This window comes from Paraburkholderia sp. SECH2 (assembly GCF_030464795.1).
GTDB lineage: Bacteria > Pseudomonadota > Gammaproteobacteria > Burkholderiales > Burkholderiaceae > Paraburkholderia > Paraburkholderia aspalathi.
Genome location: NZ_JALPRH010000002.1, coordinates 17,211 through 35,470 on the forward strand (window position 1 = coordinate 17,211; position 18,260 = coordinate 35,470).

Consider the following 18,260-nt stretch of genomic DNA (forward strand, 5'->3'; position numbering starts at 1 on the left):
TGTACTAGATGCAGGTGCAAGAGGCGGCGCGCGTAGGCTTCGGTTTCGCCGATATCGACTGGTCGAAGCCGTGGTTCGCACAGTTCGCGGCGCGCGGCGAGCGCTGGCAGCAGGGCGCGCTGACGAGCTACGTGGCCTTGCTCGCAGAGATGAATGCCGATGCCGGCGAAATGCGGCAGGTGACAGGGCGCGGCCGGCGCCTCGCATTCATTGCGCAGGACGATCTGCCGCCGGGTGCGGCTTACGAGGCGCACATCGCGTCGACGGGCTGCGTGCCGACACGACACAACCTGCATGACTTCTTCAACGGGTCGATGTGGTTTGCGTTTCCGCGGATCAAGGCGGCGCTGAACGCGCGACAGTCGGCGGCGATCGACGTGTTAGGCGTCGGCCCGACTCGCGGCGGCGTGCGCGATACGCTGACCTTGTTCGACGAAAACGCGTTGCTGTTCGCGAGTGCCGATCCGGCGTTGAGCGCGGCTTTGCGCGGGTTCGACTGGCAGACGCTAATGGTTGTGCATCGTGATGCCTGGGGCGCACGCTGCGAAGTACGCTGCTTCGGTCACGCGCTGCTGGAAAAGCTGATCGCGCCGTTCAAGGCCTGCACGGGCCACGCTTGGATCGTCGACGTGCCGTCCGAGTACTTCGAATGGGACGCTGCGGCGCGCGACGCATGGCTCGACGAGTCGGTCAGCACGGCACTCCTGAACACCGTGGATGTGACGAGCCGCATGTTTGCGCCACTGCCGGTACTGGGGATTCCGGGCTGGTGCGCCGAGAACGAATCGCCCGCGTTTTACGACGACGCGTCCGTCTTTCGTACAGGACGACGTTCGCGCTAAAGCCGCGCCCTATTCGCTGCGGTGTTAAAATGCGCCCCAGCAAAGCAGGCCAGGCAGTCGCGGCCTCTGCGGCTTCGGCCAAAGAGGGCGAGGAAAGTCCGGACTCCATAGGGCAGGGTGATGGCTAACGGCCATCCGTGGTGACACGCGGAACAGGGCAACAGAAAGCAAACCGCCGATGGCCCGGCGCAAGCCGGGATCAGGTAAGGGTGAAACGGTGCGGTAAGAGCGCACCGCGGCTGCTGCAAGGCAGACCGGCACGGTAACCTCCACCCGGAGCAATTCCAAGTAGGCAGGCTAGCATCTTCGAGATGCAGGACGGGGCCCCCGTCACGTCTGCGGGTAGGAAGCTTGAGCACGTCAGTAATGGCGCGCCTAGAGGAATGACTGCTACGCGCGTCGCGTTTTCGGACGTGGCGCGTGCACAGAATCCGGCTTATCGGCTTGCTTTGCCACCCAACAAAAAATGCCGGCGTCCGTGTGGACGTCGGCATTTTTATTTTGACGCGCTGGTTTGGCTCAATGCGCGGTTATCCGCGCAGAAACCTGGGCCGAAGCGCCGCGTTCAACCCGCGACGATATCGAACGAGTGCGTGAGCTCAGCGGTCTTCGCGATCATGATCGACGCCGAGCAGTATTTGTCGTGCGACAGGTTGATCGCGCGCTCCACGGTAGCCGGGTTCAGATTCTTGCCCGTCACGGTGAAGTGGAAGTGAATCTTGGTGAACACCTTCGGATCTTCGCTGGCGCGTTCGGCCTTCAGTGTCACCGAGCACCCGGCGATTTCCTGGCGGCTTTTCTTCAGGATCATCACGACGTCGTAGGCCGTGCAGCCGCCCGTGCCGAGCAGAACCATTTCCATCGGACGCGGCGCGAGATTGCGGCCGCCGCCTTCCGGCGCGCCGTCCATCGTGACCAGATGACCGCTGCCCGTCTCGGCCGCAAATGCCATCCCGTCTTGCCCCATCCAGCTAACTTTGCATTCCATGCTGTGCTCCACCGCGCTGCGCTTATATCGAAAACGCATTGTAGCCCGGTGTTTGCGCGTCCGCCCGAGGGGACTTTCGCTGGAACTTATGCCCGATGACCGCTTGCGTGTTGCGGTGCGGCATGTTTCGGCGATTCGGGAATGCCCTGACGGGTTTAGGGGTTTTACTCTAGATGATGTCTGTGTATGCAAGCCCTTAAAAGGACTTTTGTGATTGATTTTAAAAGGAATTTATAATTTTTTGATCGGCGAGGTCGCCTGCCACATTGTAAAAACGCATTTCACAATGCAAATATTCTTGCGTCGCACAAGGGCGCCTCATATAATCGATCCCATCGGTTGCAGCAGTTCTGCAACCTCCGCTGTCTCCTCCACCTCCTCCTTTGGTGGATTAAACCCGAACCGCTCGTTCGGGTTTTTTTTCGCCCATAGCTTCGATCTCGCGAACGCCGGATTCGGGGCGAACGGGAAGGGCAAATGGTCAAATCTTGGTGCCGGATCGCCCGATTTCACGCCGAAACCCCCGCAAGCTTTGACTCGGCGTGACAAATTCCTTTATAATTCAGAGCTTTTCCGCATCCGCGCCCGCGGAGGAAGAACAGGGAGAGCCTGCACGCGCCTCGATGCGCACACTACAAGCAGGAAAAAATACATTGGGCGCAGCAATTTTTTTGGATCGATCATGAAGACGTTTTCCGCAAAAGCCCATGAGGTTACGCGTGAATGGTACGTGATTGACGCGACGGATAAGGTTCTCGGGCGTGTCGCCAGCGAAGTGGCACACCGTCTTCGCGGCAAGCACAAGCCTGAATTCACTCCGCACGTCGACACCGGTGATTTCATCATCGTTATCAACGCCGGCAAGCTGAAGGTCACGGGCAACAAGGCTACTGACAAGAAGTACTACCGTCACTCGGGTTACCCGGGCGGTATTTATGAAACGACGTTCGGCAAGATGCAAGAACGCTTCCCGGGCCGTGCGCTCGAGAAAGCGGTCAAGGGCATGCTGCCGAAGGGCCCGCTCGGCTACGCGATGATCAAGAAGCTGAAGGTCTACGCTGAAGCAACGCATCCGCATTCGGCGCAACAGCCGAAAGCGCTCGAGATCTAAGGGGAGCCCACATGATCGGTAACTGGAATTACGGCACGGGCCGCCGCAAGAGCGCCGTCGCACGCGTCTTCATCAAGGCTGGCAAGGGCGAGATCATTGTAAACGGCAAGCCTATCGCCGATTACTTCTCGCGCGAAACGTCGCTGATGATCGTGCGTCAGCCGCTGGAACTCACGAACCACGGCGTCACGTTCGACATCAAAGTCAACGTGAACGGTGGCGGTGAAACGGGTCAAGCCGGTGCGGTTCGCCACGGCATCACCCGCGCGCTGATGGATTACGACGCAACGCTGAAGCCGGAACTGTCGAAGGCTGGCTTCGTTACGCGTGACGCTCGTGAAGTCGAACGTAAGAAGGTCGGCTTCCACAAGGCACGTCGCCGGAAGCAATTCTCGAAGCGTTAATCGCTTCGTGTGCAATCCGGCTTTCGGGCTGGAATGCTGCAAAAGCCGCCAACGCTTTCGCGAAGGCGGCTTTTTTTATTGGTTTGCAGCCAAGCTTTGCAGTAAGGGTTTTGTTGCTGGAGGTGCCGGCGCGGTCTGCTCAGGCAAGCTGGTGGCGGGATCAGGGCCGACCGTTGAATTTGCTGGAAGAACCCATTGATTTTGTGGGCTTCGGCACGATATCGAGATCAGCCCTACAATAGCGGTTAGAAGCTTTTTGGAGAGTTCGAATGAACGCAGTCACCGATACACCCGTGACCGAGATGCCCGCCCCCTTCGTTTTTACCGACGCAGCGGCTGACAAGGTCAAGCAACTGATCGAAGAAGAAGGCAATGCGGACCTCAAACTGCGCGTTTTCGTGCAGGGCGGCGGCTGCTCGGGCTTTCAGTACGGTTTTACCTTCGACGAAGCCGTCAACGAAGACGACACCGTCATGAACAAGAGCGGCGTCCAGCTGCTGATCGATTCGATGAGCTACCAGTATCTGGTCGGCGCTGAGATCGACTACAAGGACGACATCAACGGCGCGCAGTTCGTCATCAAGAACCCGAATGCTACGACCACGTGTGGTTGTGGCTCGTCGTTTTCGGTTTGATGGCTGATTAGTCGACAGGTTGTAAAAGAAAACGGGGCTTCGGCCCCGTTTTTTATTGCCTGAACTGAATTCCCCCAATCACCGCGGGTAGATCGCCCCCAGTACGCGTTCGGCGGTGGCGCCGGTGACGGCCGGCAAATTACCCGGCAGGCGCGCCACGCAGCGCATTGCCAGCCACGCGAACGCCAGCGGCTCGACCTGGCTCGGCGGTACGCCGAGCGCGTCGGTTGTCATCACGGGCACGCCGCTTACGCCACTGTCCTCCAGCGCCTGATGCAGCGCTTTCAGAATCTCTGGATTGCGCGCTCCACCGCCGCACACATAGACCGCCTTGGCGTCCGATGCATGCCGTTCGATTTCGCGAGCCACCGTTACGGCGGTCAGCGCGACCAGTGTGGCTTGCACGTCGGCGGGGGCGAGGGCGGCGAATGGTTGGAGCTTGGCATCCAGCCATTGCGGGTTGAACAAGTCGCGGCCGGTGCTTTTTGGCGGTTGGGCCGAGAAAAAGGGCTCGTCGAGCAGTGCGTTCAGTAACGAGCGATCGACCTGTCCACTTGCGGCGAAATGGCCGTTTTCGTCGAAAGGCTTGCCGAGATGGCGCTGCGCCCATTCGTCAAGCAGCGCGTTCGCTGGTCCGCAGTCGAAGCCGCGCACGCCGCCGGTCGCGTTCAGGATCGTGATATTGCTGATGCCACCGAGATTGCAGACCACCCGTGTTTCGTCTTTCGCGCCGAACACCGTGGCGTGAAACGCCGGCACGAGCGGCGCGCCCTGGCCGCCGGCCGCGACGTCGCGGCTGCGAAAATCGGCGACCACGTCGATGTGCATCATTTCCGCGAGCAGTGCGGGGTTGTTGATCTGCCGCGTGTAACCCTTTTCCGGCCGATGCCGCACCGTCTGACCATGCACGCCGATTGCACGGACTTCCGAGGCCGGCACGCGGCTCGCGCCCAGCAGTTCGTGGCAGCACACCGTGTAGCGTGTGGCGAGCGCATTGGCGGCCAGCGCCTCACGCTCGATCTCGTTGTCGCCCGGCTGTTGGAGCGCGAACAGCGCGTCGCGCAAGCCTGCCGCGAAACCGACAAACGCTTCGGCCAGCACCACCGGCGGCTTTCCTTTCGCGAATCTGACGGCAACACCGTCCACGCCGTCCATGCTCGTGCCGGACATCAATCCTAGGTACACGCCGTCTGCGGGGTCTTGCGCCACGTTGCTGCTCCTCTCGATGATTCGTTGCGATCTGTTTTAGCAGATTATCGGTGCAAGTGCGGTCGAATATAAAGCGTGACGCTGCCAATGGCGCGTCCCGACAGACCGAAATCATGCGCTGACGGCGCGCTTGTGGCCGAGTCAGTAGGCGCGGCGGCGCGCATCTATGGGACAATCTCCTTTTTTCGCGACTTCACGTTTCCAGCATGACCACCGAGTCCACCAAGCCCAGCCCCGCCTTCCCGATCACCGACGAAGTCCGTCACGCACTCGCCGTCACCAAACGCGGCGTCGACGAACTGCTGATCGAAGAAGAATTCGCACAGAAGCTCGCGAAGAGCGCGGCCACCGGTGTGCCCCTGCGCATCAAGCTCGGCCTCGATCCGACCGCGCCGGACATCCACATCGGCCACACGGTCGTGCTGAACAAGATGCGTCAGTTGCAGAATCTCGGTCACACGGTGATTTTCCTGATCGGCGACTTCACCTCGCTGATCGGCGATCCGTCGGGCCGCAACGCTACGCGCCCGCCGCTTACGCGCGAGCAGATCGAATCGAACGCGAAGACATATTTCGAGCAGGCCGCGCTCGTGCTCGATCGCGAAAAAACCGAAATCCGCTACAACAGCGAATGGTCGATGCCGCTCGGCGCCGACGGCATGATCAAGCTCGCCTCGCGCTACACGGTGGCGCGTATTCTCGAGCGCGAAGATTTCACCAAGCGCTTCCAGGGCGGTGTGCCGATCTCGATCCACGAATTGCTGTACCCGCTGATGCAAGGCTACGACTCGGTCGCGCTGAACGCCGACCTTGAGCTCGGCGGCACGGACCAGAAGTTCAACCTGCTGGTTGGCCGTGAACTGCAGAAGCAGTATGGTCAGGAACAGCAGTGCATTTTGACGATGCCCTTGCTCGAAGGCCTGGACGGCGTCGAGAAGATGTCGAAGTCGAAGAACAACTACATCGGTATCAGCGAAAAACCGACGGATATGTTCGGCAAGCTGATGAGCATTTCCGACGTGATGATGTGGCGTTACTTCGAACTGCTGTCGTTCCGTCCGATGGACGAGATCGCCGGCTTCAAGAAGGAAATCGAAGCGGGCCGCAATCCGCGCGATTTCAAGGTGATGCTGGGTCAGGAAATCGTCGCGCGCTTCCACTCGCAAGCCGATGCCGAACGCGCGCTCGAGGACTTCAATCATCGCGCGAAGGGCGGCGTGCCGGACGATATTCCGGCCGTGACGCTCGCGGGCGCACCGCTCGCAATCGGCCAGTTGCTCAAGCAGGCCAATCTCGTACCGTCGACCAGCGAAGCGCTGCGCAACATCGAGCAGGGCGGCGTGAAGATCGACGGCACGACCGTGTCGGACAAGGGCCTGAAGGTCGAAGCCGGCGAGTACGTCGTGCAGGTCGGCAAGCGCCGTTTTGCGCGCGTCACGCTGACGGCTTGATGGCTCAGCGATAACGATGCTGATTCGGGCGTTGTTGCATCCGGAGTCGAGCCGATGATCGCGCTGATCCAGCGCGTTCGCCGCGCGGAAGTGCGCGTGGACGAGCGCGTGACCGGCGCGATCGAGGCGGGCTTGCTCGCGCTCGTGTGCGCCGAACGTGGCGACACGGAGGCCGCAGCCGACCGGCTGCTCGCCAAGGTGCTCGGCTACCGTGTCTTCAGCGACGCGGCCGGCAAGATGAATCTCTCCGTGCAGAATCTCGACGGCGCCGGGCGTGCAGGTGGCTTGCTGCTCGTTTCGCAGTTCACCCTGGCGGCCGACACCAATAGCGGCCTGCGCCCCAGCTTCACACCCGCCGCGCCGCCCGACGAGGGCAAGCGACTATTCGACTACTTCGTCTCGGCAGCGCGCGCAAAGCACCCGATCGTCGAGACGGGCGAGTTCGGCGCCGATATGCAGGTGTCGCTCGTCAATGACGGACCGGTCACGTTCTGGCTGCAGACGAACGCTTGAGCTTCCACTGCTGCCGCATGGTGTATTCGGCGGCAGGCATCCACTCCTCCAGCCGCTTTTTGCGACAATAGCGGCTCGGCATAACCGGCTACTGGCGCCCACGTCCATCCCATGACCACGCAGATTCTGTTCATCCGCCACGGCGAGACCGACTGGAACCGCATCAAGCGCATTCAAGGTCACATCGACATTCCGCTCGCGACGACCGGCCTCGCGCAGGCGCAACGCCTTGCACGCCGCATCGCGAGTGAGGTGAAAGAGGGCGCGCGGCTTGACGCGATCTATTCGAGCGATCTGCAACGTGCCCAGCAAACCGCGCAGCCGATCGCCGACGCGCTCGGCCTTCAGCTGCAACTGCGTGAGGGTTTGCGTGAGCGTTCGTATGGCGCGTTCCAAGGGCACGACAGCGACGAAATCGCAGTCCGGTTCCCTGATGAATACGCGCACTGGCAAACCCGCGATCCGGGTTTTGCGCCGCCTGAAGGTGAGTCGCAGCGCACGCTCTATCACCGCGTGCTGCACGCGATCGAGCCTCTAGTAGCCGCGCATCCGGGCGGTCGGATCGCTGTCGTCGCGCATGGCGGCGTGCTCGATTGCGTGCGTCGTTTTGCGTGCGGATTGTCGCTCGATGCGCCGCGTGATTACGCGTTGCTGAACACGAGCGTCAACGTGGTGGATTATGCCGACGACGCCAACAAGGCGACGATCGTGTCGTGGGCGGACGTGTCGCACCTCGACGCACCGAGCGACGACGATAGCTTCAAGAAGAGGGTGCCGGAACCGGGGCGTTAAACGGCGCAAGTTATTTCAACTCGCGCATCCGGTTCAGGTCGCGGCCGCATCCCACAGGCCGGATATGGGGCTCGAAGCGTCCGGCGCGGCGAGGCCGAAATGCCGATACGTGAGCAGCGTGGCGACGCGGCCGCGCGGCGTGCGCTGGAGGAAGCCTTGCTGGATCAGATACGGTTCGAGAACGTCTTCGATCGTGTCGCGCTCTTCGCCGATTGCCGCTGCCAGATTGTCCACGCCGACCGGGCCACCGTCGAATTTGTGCAGGATCGCCTCGAGCAGTTTGCGGTCCATCAGGTCGAAGCCGACCGCATCCACGTCGAGCATTTTGAGTGCCGCGTCCGCCACTTCTGCGGTGATGTTGCCGTCCGCTTTCACCTCGGCGAAATCGCGCACGCGGCGCAACAGCCGATTCGCGATCCGCGGCGTGCCGCGTGCGCGCTTGGCGATTTCGAATGCGCCATCCGGGTGAATCTGCGCATGCAGCAACGACGCCGAACGCGTGACGATGCGCGCCAACTGTTCTGCGTTATAGAACTCGAGCCGCGCGACGATACCGAAGCGGTCGCGCAGCGGATTGGTCAGCATACCCGCGCGGGTAGTTGCGCCGACCAGCGTGAACGGCTGCAGATCCAGCTTCACGCTGCGCGCGGCCGGTCCTTCGCCGATCATGATGTCGATCTGATAGTCCTCCAACGCCGGATACAGAATTTCTTCGACGACTGGCGAGAGCCGGTGGATTTCGTCGATGAACAGCACGTCGTTGGCTTCGAGATTGGTGAGCAGCGCGGCGAGGTCGCCGGCGCGTTCAAGCACCGGGCCGGAGGTTTGCCGCAGATTGACACCCATTTCTCGCGCGATGATGTGCGCGAGCGTGGTCTTGCCGAGACCCGGCGGCCCGAACAGCAGCACGTGGTCGAGCGATTCCGACCGGCGCTTGGCGGCCTCGATGAAGATTTCCAGCTGACCGCGCACTTTTTCCTGCCCGACATATTCTTCGAGCTGGCGCGGGCGCAACGCGCGCTCGAACGCTTCTTCGTTCGGCGAGACGGGCGTGGCCGCGATGATGCGCTCGGCGGCGAGTTTGTCGGTTTCGATCATGCGGTCATTGTACCGCGCCCCGCCCGTTGCGAAACTCGGCCGAACGGCCAGGGTGTGCGCCGCGCTGCCGTGTGCGAAGCTTTACTTGTCGCACGCGGCTCCACCGTCGCGGCACGAGCTTTTAACCCTTGGACAACGCCTTCAACGCGAGCTTGATGCCTTCGGAAACACCGGTGCCGGCCGGCACGTTCTTGACGGCCGCCAATGCTTCTTTTTCGGAGTAACCCAATGCGATCAATGCGTTCAGGATATCGGAGGCGTGGTCGGACGCCGACGCCGCGCCCGCCAGCGCGCCCAGGTCGGCGCCGATCTTGCCCTTCAGTTCGAGGAGCAGCCGCTCCGCTGTTTTCTTGCCGATGCCCGGCACGCGAGTCAGGCGCGCGGCGTCCTGCATGGTGACGGTCTGCGCCAGCTCATGCACGCTCATGCCGGAGAGCACGGCGAGCGCCATACGCGCGCCGATGCCGGTGATCTTCAGCAATTCGCGGAACGTCGAGCGTTCCTCGGCAGTGCCGAAGCCGTACAGCAAATGCGCGTCTTCACGCACGATCATTTGCGTGAGCAGCACGACGCGTTCGCCGGTCGAGGGCAGGTTGTAGAACGTGCTCATCGGCACATCGACTTCGTAGCCGACCCCGTTGCAGTCGACGAGTAGGTGCGGCGGGTTTTTTTCCAGCAGAACGCCGGCAATGCGACCGATCATGGCGGATTCAATCTTGAGAGAAAGGGCGAGTGTAGCGCAGTGGATGCGCGGCGGCGCGTCGTCAAGCTGCGCAGTAGCGCGCTGCATTATGCGCAATCGCGGTTGACCAGCGTGTTGCAGCCCCCTAGACTGAGATCCCTTTTGGCGGGTTCTCGCCCGGCACAACCAGAAGGAGCTTCCATGCTGAGCCTCACCACTCTCGCGCTGTTTGCCGGCGCGTGTCTCGCATTGACCGCCACGCCCGGCCCCGACATGCTGCTGATCGCTTCGCGCAGCGTGAGCCAGGGGCGTCCCGCTGGTTTCGCCTCGTTGGCGGGTATTCTGGTCGGGACTTACTGTCACGCACTAGCCGCCGCATTCGGTCTGTCGCAGCTGTTTCTGGCTGTGCCGATGGCCTACGACGTCGTGCGTTTCGCCGGCGCCGCCTACCTGCTGTATCTCGCCTGGAAGACGTTCCGCACGCAAGGCACCGTGCTGTCGCCGAATGCGTCGATGAGCCGTTATCCGGTTGGCCGCATCTTCCGGCAAGGACTTTTCACCAATTTGCTGAACCCCAAGGTCGCGCTGTTCGTGCTCGCGCTATTTCCGCAGTTCGTGCGGCCGGAAGCGGGTTCGGTGGCGTTGCAGATCATGGTGCTCGCGACCGTGCTGAATCTGATCGGCTTCTGTGTGAACGGCGCCGTGATTCTGATGGCGAGCAAGCTGAGCCGTAAGCTCAGTGCCGGGCGCAGGCCGTCGCGCGTGCCGCAGTATTTGTTGGGGACGGTGTTTGCCGGACTGGCGTGCCGCTTGGCGCTGGCGAGTCGAAACTGAGGGCCTAGCCGACCAACCGTCCGCGCCGCACTCGCAGGCCCTTCTTGGCCAGCGACGGCGCGATGCCGCCCAGCGTGCTAAGCGTCGAGCCCCCATGCGCGTGGCAGATCGCCATGCCGAGGGCGTCGGCCGCATCGGTGCCTGGCACGCCGGAGAGGTTAAGCAGCCGTACCACCATCTGCTGCATCTGTTCCTTGGTCGCTCGGCCATAACCGACCACGGCCTGCTTCAACTGCAAGGCCGTGTATTCGGCAACCGGCACGCCACCGGCCACCAGTCCACAGATCGCCGCGCCGCGCGCCTGGCCGAGCAGCAAAGTGGATTGCGGGTTGACGTTGACGAACACTTTTTCGATCGCCGACTGATCCGGCGAGTGCTGGCGGATCAGCGTCGAAATGCCTTCGAAGATGGTGCCGAGACGCGACGGCAGATCGGCGTCGGCGGTTTTAATCGTGCCGCTCGCGACGTAGCTGAGCTTATGGCCGTGTTGATCGATCACGCCGAAGCCGGTCACGCGCAAGCCGGGGTCGATGCCGAGAATTCTCATGAGGTGCCGCACGTGCGGTAAAAACCAGGTGCTTGCGATACTACAACGAACGCGCCATGTGGCGGGCGGTGTTCCAAAACAAAACGGCCCGGCGGAAAACTCCACCGAGCCGTTTCGCTCAAGCTACGCGGGCGAGCGGCGCGTAACGCTCACGCCGCCCGCGAAGCCGAATTCAATGCCGGAAGTGACGCACGCCGGTCAACACCATCGCGATGTTGTGCTCGTCTGCTGCACCGATCACTTCGTCGTCACGCATCGAGCCGCCCGGTTGAATCACGCAGGTTGCGCCTGCCGCCACCACCACATCCAGACCGTCACGGAACGGGAAGAACGCGTCCGACGCCACGGCCGAGCCGGTCAGCGTCAAACCAGCGTTCTGCGCCTTGATGCTCGCAATACGCGCCGAGTCCACGCGGCTCATCTGGCCCGCGCCGACGCCGAGCGTCATGCCGTTGCCGCAGAACACGATCGCGTTCGACTTCACGTACTTCGCGACGCGCCATGCGAACAGCAGGTCGTCCATTTCCTTCGGTGTGGGGTGGCGCTTCGTGACCACGCGCAATTCGTGCGGCTGCACGTTCTTCGAATCGAGCGATTGCACCAGCAGGCCGCCGCCGACGCGCTTCAGATCGAACGCGTTATGGCCTTCGCCCAAGGCGATTTCCAGCAGACGCACATTCTGCTTGGCCGTGAACACCTGACGAGCCGCCGCGCTGAACGACGGGGCGATCAGCACTTCGACAAACTGCTTGGCCACAGCTTGCGCTGCCGTTTCGTCGACTTCACGGTTGAACGCGATGATGCCGCCGAACGCCGAGGTCGGATCGGTCTGGAACGCCTTCGCATACGCTTCGTTCGCGTCCGCGCCCACTGCGACGCCGCACGGATTCGCGTGCTTGACGATCACGCAAGCCGGCACGTCGAACGTCTTCACGCATTCCCACGCTGCATCGGAATCGGCGATGTTGTTGTACGACAGTTCTTTGCCCTGCAACTGGTTGTAATTCGCCAGTGCGCCGGCCGGCACCGACAGATCGCGATAGAACGCGGCGCTCTGGTGAGGGTTCTCGCCGTAGCGCAGATCCTGCACCTTGTCGAAAGCCAGGTTGAAGGTAGCCGGGTACGTGTTGCGCGACGAGTGTTGCAATTCGTCGGTCAGGCTCGTCAGGTAGTTCGTGATCGCGCCGTCGTACTGCGCGGTGTGCGCGAATACCTTGGTGGCCAGACGGAAGTTCGTCTTGTAGGCAACCGTGTTGTTGTTCGCGCGCATTTCGTCGAGCACGACCGCGTAATCCGCCGGATCAACCACGACGGTCACGTCGCGATGATTCTTCGCGGCCGAGCGCAGCATGGTCGGGCCGCCGATGTCGATGTTCTCGATCGCGTCTTCCAGCGAGCACTCTTCCTTCGACACGGTCTGCACGAACGGATACAGATTCACGACCAGCAGGTCGATCGTCGGAATGTCGTGCTTTTCAAGCGCGGCCATGTGTTCCGGCAGGTCGCGGCGCGCGAGAATGCCGCCGTGCACCTTCGGATGCAGCGTTTTCACACGCCCGTCCAGCATTTCCGGGAAGCCCGTGTAGTCGGCGACTTCGGTGACGGAGAGGCCCGCGTCCGCGAGCAGTTTCGCGGTGCCGCCGGTCGACAGGATCTTGACGCCGAGGTCCGACAGCGACTTGGCGAAGTCGACGATGCCGGACTTGTCGGAAACGGAGATGAGCGCTTGCTTGATCATGATGAAGACGAAAAGCCGAAGGGAAACGTGGCAGGGCGCCTGAAACTACAACGAACTACAACAGACCGTGCTGTTGCAGTTTCTTGCGCAGCGTATTGCGGTTGATGCCGAGATACTCGGCGGCCAGCGACTGATTGCCGCCGGCCTGCTCGAGCACCACTTCGAGCAAGGGTTTTTCCACGCATGAAATAACCATGTCGTAGACGTCATGCGGATTGGAGCCGTCGAGATCCTGGAAATACATCCCCAGGCTGTCGCGGACAGATTGTTCGATATTGTTCTTGCTCATGCTGCTAGTCGGTCGGTATGGTCCGGCTCGCCGTCATTCTTGCTGAGCGTCTCGTCGACGTAGACGAGGCGGTCGGAAATCGCCTTTTGGGCGTCGAAGAATTCGTTGACGGCGAGGAGTTGTTCGCGCGTGGTGTCCAGCGTATTCATACGGTGCCGGAACACGTTGGCGCCAGAAAGGCCGCGAGTGTACCAGCCGATATGCTTACGCGCAGTGCGCACGCCCGTAAATTCGCCGTAGAACGCGTAGTGATCTTCGAGATGCTCGTTCATCACCTGCTGGATTTCGTCGATGCGCGGCGGCGGCAGCAACTCACCCGTTTGCAGGAAATACTCGATCTCGCGGAACAGCCACGGACGCCCCTGGGCGGCGCGGCCGATCATGATGGCGTCGGCGCCGGTGGCGGCGAGCACCTCGCGGGCTTTTTGCGGCGACGTGATGTCGCCATTGGCGACCACCGGAATGCGCACCGCTGCTTTGACGGCAGCGATGGTCTCGTATTCGGCGTCGCCGTGATACAGGTCGGCGCGCGTGCGGCCGTGCACGGTCAGCATGGAAATGCCGGCGGCTTCGGCCAGACGGGCGACCGTCAAAGCGTTTTTGTTGTCGCGATCCCAGCCGGTGCGGATCTTCAGCGTGACGGGCACGGCATCCGGGCCGACGCCCACCGCGCCTACCACGGCCTCGACGATGCGCTGCACCAGCGGCTCGTTCTGCAGCAAGGCGGAACCCGCGGCCACGTTGCACACTTTCTTGGCCGGGCAGCCCATGTTGATGTCGATGATCTGTGCGCCGTTCGCCACGTTGTAGCGCGCGGCTTCGGCCATCATGGCCGGATCCGCGCCGGCGATCTGCACGGCGATCGGTTCGACTTCGCCCGTGTGGTTAGCACGGCGCATGGTTTTTTCGCTTTTCCACAACTGCGCGTTCGAGGCGACCATTTCCGACACCGCATAGCCCGCGCCCAGCCGTTTGCACAGCTGGCGGAACGGCCGGTCGGTTACGCCGGCCATGGGGGCGACGAACAGGTTGTTACGCAGATTGTGGGGGCCGAGAGTGGGCATGACTTGGACGCGCTTGTGTCCGATTGTTAAGTTTCTGTCAATCGAAGATTGCGCGAAATGCGAAGGAAAACCGCCATTTTAGCGTTAACGGATAGTCGACACCCGACTTGAGTCTGTCGTAACTCATTAAATCTTCTATGAAAGTGGTCCGGTTCATAGAACCGGCACCGTTCGCGCGGCGCCGCCAATGTGCGTGCTTATTTGCCGTTGTATGTGCCTGGTACGGTGCCTAAAAAGGCTGCAACGGCCGAGGGCGTCAGGCGCGAACGGACCGCGCTCAGCGGCGCTGGCCGAACATCATTTGCCGCGCCAGCGCGGTTTTCACCGGCGGCACGAATTCGAGCGCGGTGAGAGCGAGGCCGCGCAAGGCGGCGAGCGGCGGGAAGTCGACGGTGAATAGACGTGCGAGCGTGTCGGTTGCGCCGATCGTCAGGCGGCGGTCGAGCGCGCGGCGTTGCGCGAACGTCGCCAGAGCCAGCGGGGTCGGACCTTCTGCCGACAAGGCATCGGCGAGCGCGTGCGCGTCGCGCAAACCCAGATTCAGACCCTGACCTGCCACCGGATGCAGCGTCTGCGCCGCATTGCCGATTGCGACGACATGGCCGTTCACCAGCGTATCGACCGCGTTCAGTCCGAGCGGGAACGATGCGCGTCCCTTGATTTGCGTAAAGCGGCCCATGCGGTTGCCGAATGCGGTGCCGAGTTCAAGCAGGAATTCGTCGTCGGAGAGTTGTGCGCGTCGCGCGGCTTCGTCAGGGGCGCAGCACCAGACCAGCGCGTAATTCGCGCCGCGCACGCCGCCCATCGGCAGCAATGCGATCGGCCCTTGCGACGTGAAGCGCTCCCACGCCACATGCGGTTGCGGTGCCGACACGGTGACCGTGCCGACCAGCGCGGTCTGCCCGTAATCGCGCGTACCGCCGCCGGCGCTGCTGCCTGCCTCCCCGGTGGCTTTCTGTTTCTGGTCGCCGAACAGCCCCCCTTCGGCATTCACCAGAATCCGCGTGCGCAGATTGCGCGTGACACCCGCGGTTTCGATCGGCAGCGTGACGCCGTCGAGGTCCTGAGTCGGCGCCGCGGCGGAGGTGGAGCGGAACCAGTGCACCGAGCTCGCGTGAACCGCTTCGGCGAGACCATGCACGATCGAGCCATAACGCAGGACGTAGCCGAGCGCCGGCAAACCGTGCTCGCTGTGGTCGATCAGCGTGCGGCCGAAATGGCCGCGCTGCGAGACGTGGATGCGCTGGATCGCGGTGGCGTCGGCAGGCCAGCGCAGCGGCTCGAGAATCATCCTGCTGCCGTGCGAGACGGCGATCGCGCGTGGATCGGCAATCGAATCTTCCGGTTCGCGCGCGTCGATCAGCGCGATCTTCAGCGCCTGCGTCGCGCTGCGGCGCGCCAGCCAGCCGGCAAGCGCCAGACCGACCGGCCCGGCCCCGACGATCGTCACGTCGAAATCGAAGCCATGGTCGGACGCGGCGGGTTTCAGAATCACCGTCGACTGGGAAACGTCGTTCATTGCGGGTTTGCTTCCTTGTGTTGCTGCCTGGGTAACTGCCGCGGTTACTGCTTTAGCGGCTGGGCCGCGCGGGTTTCCTGCATCAGCGCCTCGATCTCGTCGGCCGCCACCGGGACGTCGCGTGTGATCAGCTCGCAACCCGCCGCCGTGACGATTGCGTCGTCCTCAATGCGGATGCCGATGTTCCAGTAGCGCTCGGGCACGCCTTCAGTCGGACGGATGTACAGACCGGGCTCGATGGTCAGCGTCATCCCCACCTGCAGCGTGCGCCACGGCAGCGCGCCCGCTTCGTCGCGCGGCGCGCCGCGTTCGCGGTAGTCGCCGACATCGTGCACGTCCATGCCGAGCCAGTGGCCGGTACGGTGCATATAGAACGGCGCATAGGCGCGCTCCGCGATCACCTGGTCGACCGAGGCGAACTTCGTCCGGTCGATGATGCCGGTGTCGAGCAGGCCTTGCGACAGCACGCGCACGGCGGCCTGGTGCGGATCGTCGAAGGTCGCGCCGACGCGGGTGGCGTCGACGGCAGCCTGCTGCGCGGCCAGCACGATGTCGTACAACTCGCGCTGCGCCGGCGTGAAGCGGCCGCTCGCCGGGAAGGTGCGGGTGATGTCGGAGGCGTAGCCGTCGAGTTCGCAGGCGGCGTCGATCAGGATCAGGTCGCCGTCCTGGGCGATCGCGTTGCCGGCCGGGTAGTGCAGCACGCAGGCGTTGGCGCCCGCGGCGACGATCGACGTGTAAGCCGGCGCCTGCGAGCCGAATTTGCGGAAGGTGTAGAGCAGCTCGGCTTCGAGTTCGTACTCGCGCACGCCGGGGTGGCAGGTGGCCATCGCGCGGCGATGCGCCTGCGCGGAAATCTGCCCGGCGCGGCGCATGATGGCGAGTTCGTGGGGATCCTTGATGAGCCGCATGTCGTCGAGGAACGGGATCAGATCATGCGCGGCCGTGGGCGCGGCGACGCCGCTGCGACCCAGCGAGCGCACCGCGTCGAGCCAGCCGCGCACCTGTTCGTCCAGTTCCGCCGACGTGCCGAGCGCGTAATGCAGCGATGGCTTGTCGGCGAGAATACGCGGTAGCTGCGCGTCGATTTCGTCGACGGGGAAGGCGGCGTCGAAGCCGAACGCCTCGCGTGCGCCCTCCGGCCCGAAACGGAAACCTTCCCACGTCTCGCGCTCAACATTTTTCTCGCGGCAGAACAGGATCGAGGTCGGTTCGCCCGATGCGGCGCTTGCGTCCAGCACCAGCCACGCCTCGGGTTCCGTGAAGCCCGTCAGATAGTAGAAGTAGCTGTCGTGCCGGTAGGGGTAGTCGGCGTCCCGATTGCGCAGCTTTTCCGGCGCGGTGGGGACGATGGCGACGCCCCCACCCGTCGCGCGCAGCGCGGCGAGGACGCGCTCGCGGCGCGTGCGGTAGACGTCGATGGCGATGGTGGGTTCGGTCGGCTGGTTCATCGTGAGATTGTAGCGCCCAATGCGGAGACTTATTTTGCGCGGATACTGGCGGTGAGAGGTGGTCGCCCCGGCCACGTTGGCCATTTGGCCGGGTAGACGGCATGCTGGCGTCGCGGCAATGTTGCAATCCATCCACAGCGAGCGTCCATGCGGCTTGCGAAGCGACTGCGCTGTGCTCGGGAATGCCGCCGACCACTTATACTTTCGCCGAATTCAAGAAAAGGCAGATGGTAATGATGAAACTCATCGGTTCGCTCGCCAGCCCGTTCGTGCGCAAAGCGCGGATCGTTCTGGCCGACAAGAAGATCGACTACGAACTCGTGCCCGAGAACGTCTGGGCGCCGGATACCACGATTCACACCTTCAATCCGATCGGCAAGGTGCCGTGCCTCGTGATGGAAGACGGCGAAGCGGTGTTCGACTCGCGGGTGATCTGCGAATACGTGGATACGCTGTCGCCGGTCGGCAAGCTGATTCCGCCGTCCGGGCGTGAGCGCGTCGAAGTGCGCTGCTGGGAAGCGCTCGCCGACGGCATGCTGGACGCCGCGGTGCTGATTCGCCTCGAAAGCACCCAGCGCGCGCCCGAGCAGCGCGTGGACGCGTGGGTCGCGCGGCAGCAGCGCAAGATCGATGAAGGCCTGATAGCCATGTCCCAAGGCTTGGGCACCAAGCCGTGGTGTACGGGCAATCACTACACGCTCGCGGATATCGCTGTGGGCTGCGCGCTGGGCTACCTCGATTTCCGCATGCCTCAGTTGAACTGGCGCGAAGGGTATCCGAACCTGGATAAACATTTCCAGAAACTGTCGCTGCGTCAGTCGTTCATTGATACGGTGCCGGCGGACTGAACGGAGTACGCGTTACCGCTCAACGGTGCGGTTGTCTGGAATCGCGCCGCCCGCAATTTTCGCTAAATTGCAAAATGATGTCATTCACGCTTTCATAAGCATAAATTTAAGCTTACGTTTGTGGTAAAAATGCGCCTACCCGTCAGGCGCATTTTTTTGTCTGTCGCGTGGCGTAATGGTTTATGCAATCGACATACGCGGAGTTTTTCTCCCGTGATCTGCGGCCATTGCGAATGGGCGGTGCA

19 protein-coding genes and 1 other RNA gene are annotated in these 18,260 nt (G+C 62.6%); 10 read left to right on the top strand and 10 right to left on the bottom strand.

Going from position 1 to position 18,260, the window contains the following annotated elements; translation table 11 throughout:
- The first annotated feature begins 8 nt into the window (after positions 1 to 8).
- A complete protein-coding gene (locus tag M0D66_RS04400) occupies positions 9 to 842 on the top strand; it encodes a DUF3025 domain-containing protein (protein ID WP_266209156.1) in 834 nt (277 codons plus the stop codon).
- Positions 843 to 883: 41 nt separating this feature from the next.
- An RNA gene (gene rnpB / locus M0D66_RS04405) (RNase P RNA component class A) lies at positions 884 to 1,297 on the top strand.
- Positions 1,298 to 1,407: 110 nt separating this feature from the next.
- Here rnpB and M0D66_RS04410 read toward each other — a convergent pair.
- Entirely contained in the window at positions 1,408 to 1,830 is a 423-nt protein-coding gene (locus M0D66_RS04410; protein ID WP_063497318.1) for an OsmC family protein, read from the bottom strand.
- Between the two features lie 682 nt (positions 1,831 to 2,512).
- Here M0D66_RS04410 and rplM point away from each other — a divergent pair.
- From rplM to erpA, 3 genes are all read left to right on the top strand, one after another.
- The gene (gene rplM / locus M0D66_RS04415; RefSeq protein WP_020069304.1) at positions 2,513 to 2,941 is read left to right on the top strand and encodes a 50S ribosomal protein L13; all 429 of its coding nucleotides are present in this window, start codon (positions 2,513 to 2,515) and stop codon (positions 2,939 to 2,941) included.
- Between the two features lie 11 nt (positions 2,942 to 2,952).
- On the top strand, positions 2,953 to 3,345 hold the full coding sequence (gene rpsI, locus M0D66_RS04420; protein WP_007180423.1) for a 30S ribosomal protein S9: 393 nt from the start codon (positions 2,953 to 2,955) through the stop codon (positions 3,343 to 3,345).
- Between the two features lie 269 nt (positions 3,346 to 3,614).
- Entirely contained in the window at positions 3,615 to 3,980 is a 366-nt protein-coding gene (gene erpA / locus M0D66_RS04425; protein ID WP_007180424.1) for an iron-sulfur cluster insertion protein ErpA, read from the top strand.
- A gap of 78 nt (positions 3,981 to 4,058) precedes the next feature.
- Here erpA and M0D66_RS04430 read toward each other — a convergent pair whose 3' ends face one another.
- Positions 4,059 to 5,189, bottom strand: coding sequence for an anhydro-N-acetylmuramic acid kinase (locus M0D66_RS04430; RefSeq protein ID WP_093635474.1), 1,131 nt, complete (start codon positions 5,187 to 5,189; stop codon positions 4,059 to 4,061).
- 206 nt (positions 5,190 to 5,395) lie between these two features.
- Between M0D66_RS04430 and tyrS the strand changes: the two genes are divergently transcribed.
- The 3 genes from tyrS (at position 5,396) to M0D66_RS04445 (ending at position 7,945) form a co-directional block, all read left to right on the top strand.
- The gene (tyrS, locus tag M0D66_RS04435) at positions 5,396 to 6,640 is read left to right on the top strand and encodes a tyrosine--tRNA ligase (RefSeq protein ID WP_093635476.1); all 1,245 of its coding nucleotides are present in this window, start codon (positions 5,396 to 5,398) and stop codon (positions 6,638 to 6,640) included.
- Between the two features lie 54 nt (positions 6,641 to 6,694).
- Positions 6,695 to 7,153, top strand: coding sequence for a D-aminoacyl-tRNA deacylase (dtd, locus tag M0D66_RS04440; protein ID WP_093635478.1), 459 nt, complete (start codon positions 6,695 to 6,697; stop codon positions 7,151 to 7,153).
- Between the two features lie 111 nt (positions 7,154 to 7,264).
- Positions 7,265 to 7,945: a histidine phosphatase family protein gene (locus tag M0D66_RS04445; protein ID WP_266209161.1), complete on the top strand. Its 681-nt coding sequence runs from the start codon at positions 7,265 to 7,267 to the stop codon at positions 7,943 to 7,945.
- Positions 7,946 to 7,978: 33 nt separating this feature from the next.
- On the opposite strand, the gene ruvB is transcribed toward M0D66_RS04445, so the two are convergent.
- Entirely contained in the window at positions 7,979 to 9,043 is a 1,065-nt protein-coding gene (gene ruvB / locus M0D66_RS04450; protein WP_093635482.1) for a Holliday junction branch migration DNA helicase RuvB, read from the bottom strand.
- Between the two features lie 121 nt (positions 9,044 to 9,164).
- Complete coding sequence (gene ruvA / locus M0D66_RS04455) at positions 9,165 to 9,746, bottom strand: Holliday junction branch migration protein RuvA (RefSeq protein WP_093635484.1); 582 nt, start codon at positions 9,744 to 9,746, stop codon at positions 9,165 to 9,167.
- 180 nt (positions 9,747 to 9,926) lie between these two features.
- Between ruvA and M0D66_RS04460 the strand changes: the two genes are divergently transcribed.
- A complete protein-coding gene (locus tag M0D66_RS04460) occupies positions 9,927 to 10,559 on the top strand; it encodes a LysE family translocator (protein ID WP_093635486.1) in 633 nt (210 codons plus the stop codon).
- A gap of 4 nt (positions 10,560 to 10,563) precedes the next feature.
- On the opposite strand, the gene ruvC is transcribed toward M0D66_RS04460, so the two are convergent.
- The 6 genes from ruvC to M0D66_RS04490 form a co-directional block, all read right to left on the bottom strand.
- A complete protein-coding gene (gene ruvC, locus M0D66_RS04465) occupies positions 10,564 to 11,106 on the bottom strand; it encodes a crossover junction endodeoxyribonuclease RuvC (RefSeq protein WP_093635488.1) in 543 nt (180 codons plus the stop codon).
- 172 nt (positions 11,107 to 11,278) lie between these two features.
- Positions 11,279 to 12,844, bottom strand: a complete 1,566-nt coding sequence (gene purH / locus M0D66_RS04470; protein ID WP_200618177.1) for a bifunctional phosphoribosylaminoimidazolecarboxamide formyltransferase/IMP cyclohydrolase — start codon at positions 12,842 to 12,844, stop codon at positions 11,279 to 11,281.
- A 55-nt stretch (positions 12,845 to 12,899) separates the two neighbouring features.
- A complete protein-coding gene (locus M0D66_RS04475; RefSeq protein WP_007180440.1) occupies positions 12,900 to 13,133 on the bottom strand; it encodes a Fis family transcriptional regulator in 234 nt (77 codons plus the stop codon).
- Positions 13,130 to 14,197 (bottom strand): tRNA dihydrouridine synthase DusB, encoded by a 1,068-nt coding sequence (gene dusB, locus M0D66_RS04480; protein ID WP_200565189.1) that lies wholly within the window; start codon positions 14,195 to 14,197, stop codon positions 13,130 to 13,132. The genes M0D66_RS04475 and dusB overlap by 4 nt, the downstream gene beginning before the upstream one ends.
- Positions 14,198 to 14,474: 277 nt before the next feature.
- Positions 14,475 to 15,716, bottom strand: coding sequence for a UbiH/UbiF/VisC/COQ6 family ubiquinone biosynthesis hydroxylase (locus tag M0D66_RS04485; RefSeq protein ID WP_093635494.1), 1,242 nt, complete (start codon positions 15,714 to 15,716; stop codon positions 14,475 to 14,477).
- A gap of 44 nt (positions 15,717 to 15,760) precedes the next feature.
- On the bottom strand, positions 15,761 to 17,167 hold the full coding sequence (locus tag M0D66_RS04490; protein WP_266209165.1) for an aminopeptidase P N-terminal domain-containing protein: 1,407 nt from the start codon (positions 17,165 to 17,167) through the stop codon (positions 15,761 to 15,763).
- 233 nt (positions 17,168 to 17,400) lie between these two features.
- On the opposite strand from M0D66_RS04490, the gene M0D66_RS04495 reads away from it, so the two are divergent.
- Positions 17,401 to 18,015, top strand: coding sequence for a glutathione S-transferase C-terminal domain-containing protein (locus M0D66_RS04495; protein WP_175050754.1), 615 nt, complete (start codon positions 17,401 to 17,403; stop codon positions 18,013 to 18,015).
- The last annotated feature ends 245 nt before the right edge of the window (positions 18,016 to 18,260 follow it).

Excerpts from the sequence above, each read along its gene's own strand:
- purH (WP_200618177.1), bottom strand. The coding sequence starts at position 12,844 with ATGATCAAGCAAGCGCTCATCTCCGTTTCCGACAAGTCCGGCATCGTC.
- rpsI (WP_007180423.1), top strand. The coding sequence starts at position 2,953 with ATGATCGGTAACTGGAATTACGGCACGGGCCGCCGCAAGAGCGCCGTC.
- dtd (WP_093635478.1), top strand. The coding sequence starts at position 6,695 with ATGATCGCGCTGATCCAGCGCGTTCGCCGCGCGGAAGTGCGCGTGGAC.
- M0D66_RS04445 (WP_266209161.1), top strand. The coding sequence starts at position 7,265 with ATGACCACGCAGATTCTGTTCATCCGCCACGGCGAGACCGACTGGAAC.
- M0D66_RS04475 (WP_007180440.1), bottom strand. The coding sequence starts at position 13,133 with ATGAGCAAGAACAATATCGAACAATCTGTCCGCGACAGCCTGGGGATG.
- M0D66_RS04485 (WP_093635494.1), bottom strand. The coding sequence starts at position 15,716 with ATGAACGACGTTTCCCAGTCGACGGTGATTCTGAAACCCGCCGCGTCC.
- M0D66_RS04460 (WP_093635486.1), top strand. The coding sequence starts at position 9,927 with ATGCTGAGCCTCACCACTCTCGCGCTGTTTGCCGGCGCGTGTCTCGCA.
- ruvA (WP_093635484.1), bottom strand. The coding sequence starts at position 9,746 with ATGATCGGTCGCATTGCCGGCGTTCTGCTGGAAAAAAACCCGCCGCAC.
- M0D66_RS04410 (WP_063497318.1), bottom strand. The coding sequence starts at position 1,830 with ATGGAATGCAAAGTTAGCTGGATGGGGCAAGACGGGATGGCATTTGCG.
- M0D66_RS04400 (WP_266209156.1), top strand. The coding sequence starts at position 9 with ATGCAGGTGCAAGAGGCGGCGCGCGTAGGCTTCGGTTTCGCCGATATC.
- ruvC (WP_093635488.1), bottom strand. The coding sequence starts at position 11,106 with ATGAGAATTCTCGGCATCGACCCCGGCTTGCGCGTGACCGGCTTCGGC.
- M0D66_RS04490 (WP_266209165.1), bottom strand. The coding sequence starts at position 17,167 with ATGAACCAGCCGACCGAACCCACCATCGCCATCGACGTCTACCGCACG.
- erpA (WP_007180424.1), top strand. The coding sequence starts at position 3,615 with ATGAACGCAGTCACCGATACACCCGTGACCGAGATGCCCGCCCCCTTC.
- tyrS (WP_093635476.1), top strand. The coding sequence starts at position 5,396 with ATGACCACCGAGTCCACCAAGCCCAGCCCCGCCTTCCCGATCACCGAC.
- rplM (WP_020069304.1), top strand. The coding sequence starts at position 2,513 with ATGAAGACGTTTTCCGCAAAAGCCCATGAGGTTACGCGTGAATGGTAC.
- M0D66_RS04495 (WP_175050754.1), top strand. The coding sequence starts at position 17,401 with ATGATGAAACTCATCGGTTCGCTCGCCAGCCCGTTCGTGCGCAAAGCG.
- dusB (WP_200565189.1), bottom strand. The coding sequence starts at position 14,197 with ATGCCCACTCTCGGCCCCCACAATCTGCGTAACAACCTGTTCGTCGCC.
- ruvB (WP_093635482.1), bottom strand. The coding sequence starts at position 9,043 with ATGATCGAAACCGACAAACTCGCCGCCGAGCGCATCATCGCGGCCACG.